This is a genomic window from Escherichia sp. E4930, assembly GCF_005845405.1.
In the GTDB taxonomy this organism is placed as follows: domain Bacteria; phylum Pseudomonadota; class Gammaproteobacteria; order Enterobacterales; family Enterobacteriaceae; genus Escherichia.
The window spans coordinates 1-4978 of record NZ_VCDZ01000062.1; the positions used below are offsets into that span (position 1 = coordinate 1).

Annotated in this window: 4 protein-coding genes and 1 pseudogene; all 5 read left to right on the forward strand. The window is 55.7% G+C overall.

The annotated features are described in order from the left end of the window. On the forward strand, positions 1-951 hold a 951-nt coding region (gene tssC / locus FFT88_RS24905; protein ID WP_135406023.1), incomplete at its 5' end, for a type VI secretion system contractile sheath large subunit. 15 nt (positions 952-966) lie between these two features. Then, positions 967-2304 carry a type VI secretion system baseplate subunit TssK gene (tssK, locus tag FFT88_RS24910; protein WP_135406024.1) on the forward strand — a complete coding sequence of 446 codons (1338 nt, stop codon included), beginning with the start codon at positions 967-969 and terminating at the stop codon, positions 2302-2304. After that, entirely contained in the window at positions 2301-2954 is a 654-nt protein-coding gene (gene tssL / locus FFT88_RS24915; RefSeq protein ID WP_135406025.1) for a type VI secretion system protein TssL, short form, read from the forward strand. The genes tssK and tssL overlap by 4 nt, the downstream gene beginning before the upstream one ends. Positions 2955-2956: 2 nt before the next feature. Further along, positions 2957-4687 (forward strand): OmpA family protein, encoded by a 1731-nt coding sequence (locus FFT88_RS24920; protein ID WP_135406026.1) that lies wholly within the window; start codon positions 2957-2959, stop codon positions 4685-4687. Between the two features lie 5 nt (positions 4688-4692). Next, positions 4693-4978: pseudogene (hcp, locus tag FFT88_RS24925) on the forward strand (type VI secretion system effector Hcp); the annotation flags it as partial.

Sequence of the window (4978 nt, forward strand, 5' to 3'; positions counted from 1 at the left end):
AAAAATATTTCCCGGGTGGCAGCATCCGCACATATGCCGTTTATTGGTTCTGTTGGCCCGGCTTTCTTCCAGAAAGAAACCATGGAAGAGGTGGCTGCCATCAAGGATATTGGCAACCACTTTGAGCGTGCCGAGTACATTAAGTGGAACGCTTTCCGTGAGACGGACGATGCCCGTTATATTGGCCTGGTGATGCCACGTGTTCTGGGACGCCTGCCGTATGGCCCTGATACCGTACCTGTCCGCAGCTTTAACTATGTTGAAGAGGTGAAAGGACCGGATCACCATAAATATCTCTGGACGAACGCGTCTTTTGCTTTTGCCGCCAACATGGTGCGCAGTTTTGTCACCAACGGCTGGTGTGTTCAGATCCGCGGCCCTCAGGCCGGTGGTGCGGTGCAGGATTTGCCAATCCATTTGTATGATCTGGGAACCGGTAATCAGGTCAAAATTCCGTCAGAGGTGATGATCCCGGAAACGCGGGAGTTTGAATTCGCTAATCTGGGCTTTATTCCGCTCTCTTACTACAAGAACCGGGATTATGCCTGCTTCTTCTCCGCTAACTCCACCCAGAAACCGGCGCTGTACGATACGCCGGATGCGACAGCGAACAGCCGTATTAATGCCCGTCTTCCCTATATCTTCCTGCTGTCCCGCATTGCGCATTACCTGAAGATCATTCAGCGGGAAAATATCGGTACCACCAAAGATCGCCGTCTGCTTGAACTGGAACTGAATAACTGGATCCGGGGTCTGGTGACAGAGATGACCGATCCGGGTGATGAACTGCAGGCCTCACACCCGCTGCGTGACGGAAAAGTGGTGGTGGAAGACATCGAAGACAACCCGGGGTTCTTCCGCGTGAAACTCTATGCTGTACCACATTTCCAGGTGGAAGGTATGGACGTCAGCCTGTCACTGGTTTCGCAGATGCCGAAGGCAAAAGCGTAAGGCAGGCGTCGGGAAATGAAGATTTATCGTCCACTGTGGGAAGACGGGGCTTTTCTGATGCCCCAGCAGTTTCAGCAGCAGGCTGCCTGGGATGTTCATCTGGCAGACAGCGTTGCCAGAATGGGGCTGGCGCATCCCTGGGGCGTGGTGGCTGCAGAGTTTGATGACTCTCTGTTACCGCTTTCTCGGTTGAATGCCACCCGTCTGATTGTTCGTTTCCCGGACGGAACGCTTATTGATACGGAACGTGCGGATAATCTGCCTCCGGTCTGTGATTTATCGACTGTTTCTGATCGTTCCCTGGTGGATATTGTGCTGGCGCTACCGTTACTGAATGCTAACGGTGGCAACCTTGATGATGGCAGTGAGAGCGAGCGTCCGCGTCGCTGGAAATCAGAAAGGGTGAACGTGCAGGAGCTGGCCGGGCATGAGAAAAGCGAAGTGGCGGTATTGCGGCATAACCTGACTCTGCGCATGGCTCATCAGGAAAATGCTGCCTGGCTGACCTGTCCCGTTACCCGTCTTGTTCGTGATGCACAGGGACAGTGGTGCAGGGACCCGCGTTTTATTCCCCCTCTGCTGACGCTGTCTGCCAGTCCTTCGCTGATGACTGAACTTGCGGAGTTGCTTCATCACCTGCAGGCGCGTCGCCAGCGACTGATGTCCATGCGTCGGGAGAACAATGCCCGTCTTGCGGATTTTGCAGTGGCGGACGTGTCGTTGTTCTGGTTGCTGAATGCCCTGAACAGTGCGGAGCCTGTTCTGAAAGAGTTGCTTGACATGCCTTACCGTCACCCGGAACTGTTGTACAGGGAGCTTGCCCGGCTGGCAGGCTCCCTGCTCACATTCTCGCTTGAGCATAATGTGGATGCGGTTCCGGCATACCGTCATGAAACACCTGAAAATGTTTTCCCACCCTTGCTTTCTTTGCTGAACCAGCTGCTGGAGGCAAGCCTGCCTTCCCGTGTGGTTTTCATTGAACTGAAACAAAAGGGTGTGATGTGGGAGGGGGCATTACATGATGCGCGTCTGCGCGAAGGGGCTGATTTCTGGCTTTCAGTGCGCTCTTCCATGCCCGGGCATGAACTGCAGACGAAGTTTCCGCAGCTATGCAAAGCCGGAAGCCCCGATGATGTGTCAGAGGTGGTGAATGTGGCGCTGAGCGGGGTCATTATCCGTCCGGTTACGCATGTACCGGCGGCCATTCCGCTCCGGCTGGAAAACCAGTATTTCGCGCTGGATTTAAGTACGGATGCAGCCCGGGCGATGCTGGACGCGGGGCGTTGTACTTTCTACACCCCGGCATCGCTGGGGGATGTGAAACTGGAACTTTTTGCGGTGCTGCGGACATGAATAAACCTGTTATCTCCCGGGCTGAACAGATTTTTTATCCCGGCTGGCTGATGGTCAGCCAGCTGCGCAGCGGGCAACCGGTTGAGGATGGTAAGGCCCTGTATCGCCGTGCCTGTCAGCTGGTGACGCAGGCGCGTGAAGAGCTGGTCGAAGCAGGATTCAGTCAGGAAAGCAGTGACATCATGTTGTATGCCTTCTGCGCCCTGCTGGACGAGAGTGTGCTGAACCGCGAAAAAACAGACGATGGCTGGCGCACCTGGCAGCAGGACCCGCTGCAGGCTCATTTTTTTGGTACGCTCAATGCCGGTGAAGAGCTCTGGGAGTGTATTCGTGAGCAACTGAAATTACCTGCGCCGGATGTGGCGGTACTGACATGCCTCTGCCGTACGCTTCAGCTCGGTTTTACCGGTCAGTACCGGTCGCAGGATGATGAGCGTCGCGAAGATGTAATACGCGCACTGACAGCGCGTGTTCCTGCATTTACTTTCGCACAGGATGCGCCGGTGGTGGTGCGTGCACCGGGTTACCGTGCTGGCAGAACAATGTACTGGTTGTCATGGGGGGCGGGTATTGTGACGCTGGCTGGTCTCTGGTGTGTGCTTTCTTCTGTGCTCGCAGACCAGGTGGCACGGCTTACCGGGCAGGGATAACCATGCACGTACGTTCCCGTCTCTGGCTGACAATACTGAGTCTGTTCCTGACACTGTGGCTGATTTCGGGATTCCTGCCGCTGTCTGCAGTAAACCAGATAATACTGACTCTGGTTTCAGTTGTGGCGGCGGGACTGGTGCTGTGGTACCAGTGGTATTGTCTGTCTTCCCGTCGTGATGCCCCGGAGAAGGCTGGCGATGACGGTCTGCCGCCTGAATATTTTCAGGGACATGTGCTGCTTGTTGCCGGAAACTCAGATGCGTGGTTCGAATCCGGTCAGGCATACCGGGAAACAGCATCGGGATGGTATCTTCGTGTGGATACGCCGGAGCAGATGAGAATACTGGCAGAGCGGTTGTCGTACAGCCGTCCGGCCCTGTGTGGTCAGGTCGTGGTCATGCTGGGACTTTTACCGGAGCAGCATACCTCAGATGAGACTTTCCTGCCGTGGTTGCGGAACTGGCAGCGTGCTGTCATGCAGTGCCGGCAGTGGCTGAATACCACGCCACCGGTGCTGGTGACACTGATGGTTTCAGAGCCGTCACCACAAAGCACATCCTTAAATAAGCACTCTGCACACTGGTTTACACTGACACCGGACCTGCCGGGAATGCATATACGCCTGACAGAAGCCGGAGCCATTCCGGCAGAGGAATGGCTGCAGACGTGTGATGCAGCGTCCAGGCTCCGGTGCGTCAGTGAACTGTTATGGCTGAATGCCATGTTGTCCTGGTACAACCGGGTTACTGATGCCCTGACAGATATTTGCCGGCAGGAGCACCTTTATTTCCGGCCGGTTGCCGTCGGATTCTGTCTGACGTCGGTTGCGGCCCGGCCCGGTAATCTCTGGCAACAACAACTGACGTCCCTCACTGCACTGCCACCGCCTGCCGGCGTGTCATCACAGGCACTGCCGTTGCCGGATATTCTGCTGTCCGGAATCCCCCGTCATCGTGGACTCAGTCACTGGCACAGACTTTGTCGCCAGACAGGGGCGATTGTCGGTGTTTTTCTTCTGCTGGCTATACCGGCGTCTTTTATGAATAACCAGCGACTGGTTCGCAGCGTGGGGGAACACCTGACGGCCTGGCATCGGATGAGCGGATATTCATCTGAATCGAAAACAACAGCACTGCAACGTCTTCAGGCTGACAGCCAGTTACTGAACGACTGGCAGCAACGTGGTGTGCCGCAGCGTTACGGGCTGGGGTTGTATCAGGGAATGTGGCTGATACCGCCGGTTGAGCGAGCGATTAGTGAGTGGGTTGCACCACTGCCTCCCCGTCCGGTGATACAGAAAGTTACTCAGACGCCGAAAACGGTTCGCCTTAACAGTCTGGCGCTGTTTGATGCCGGTAAATGGACGCTGAAGCCAGGCGCCACAAAATGGCTGGTGAATGCCCTGGTGGATATCAAGGCAAAAGCAGGCTGGCTGATTGTGGTCAGTGGCCACACGGACAATACCGGTGACCCGCAGCGCAACCAGGTCCTGTCCCTGAAGCGTGCAGAGGCGGTTCGCGACTGGATGCGGGATACCGGTGATATTCCTCAAAGCTGTTTTGCCGTACAGGGATACGGTGAAAGCCGCCCTGTGGCCCCGAATGACACGGCGGAAGGCCGTGCGCGTAACCGCCGTGTTGAAATCAGTCTGGTACCGCAGGCCGATGCCTGTCGTCTGCCGGACGCTTCCCCTGCGCCGGAAGAGGGCGCATCAGAAAACATAACGGAGTAATTTTTATGGCAATTCCAGTTTATCTGTGGCTGAAAGATGATGGCGGTGCAGATATCAAAGGGTCTGTGGATGTTCAGGACCGTGAGGGCAGCATTGAGGTGGTGGCTCAGGAGCACTGCCTCTACATCCCGACGGATAACAACACCGGTAAGCTGACCGGCACCCGTATTCACACACCGTTCCTGTTTACCAAGGAAATTGATTCTTCCAGCCCGTACCTTTACAAGGCCGTGACCACCGGGCAGACCCTGAAGTCTGCTGAATTTAAGTGGTACAAAATCAATGACGCCG

What these genes read in the sequence shown, in the direction of transcription:
- tssL (WP_135406025.1), top strand. Translation starts at nt 2,301, where the DNA reads ATGAATAAACCTGTTATCTCCCGGGCTGAACAGATTTTTTATCCCGGC.
- tssK (WP_135406024.1), top strand. Translation starts at nt 967, where the DNA reads ATGAAGATTTATCGTCCACTGTGGGAAGACGGGGCTTTTCTGATGCCC.
- FFT88_RS24920 (WP_135406026.1), top strand. Translation starts at nt 2,957, where the DNA reads ATGCACGTACGTTCCCGTCTCTGGCTGACAATACTGAGTCTGTTCCTG.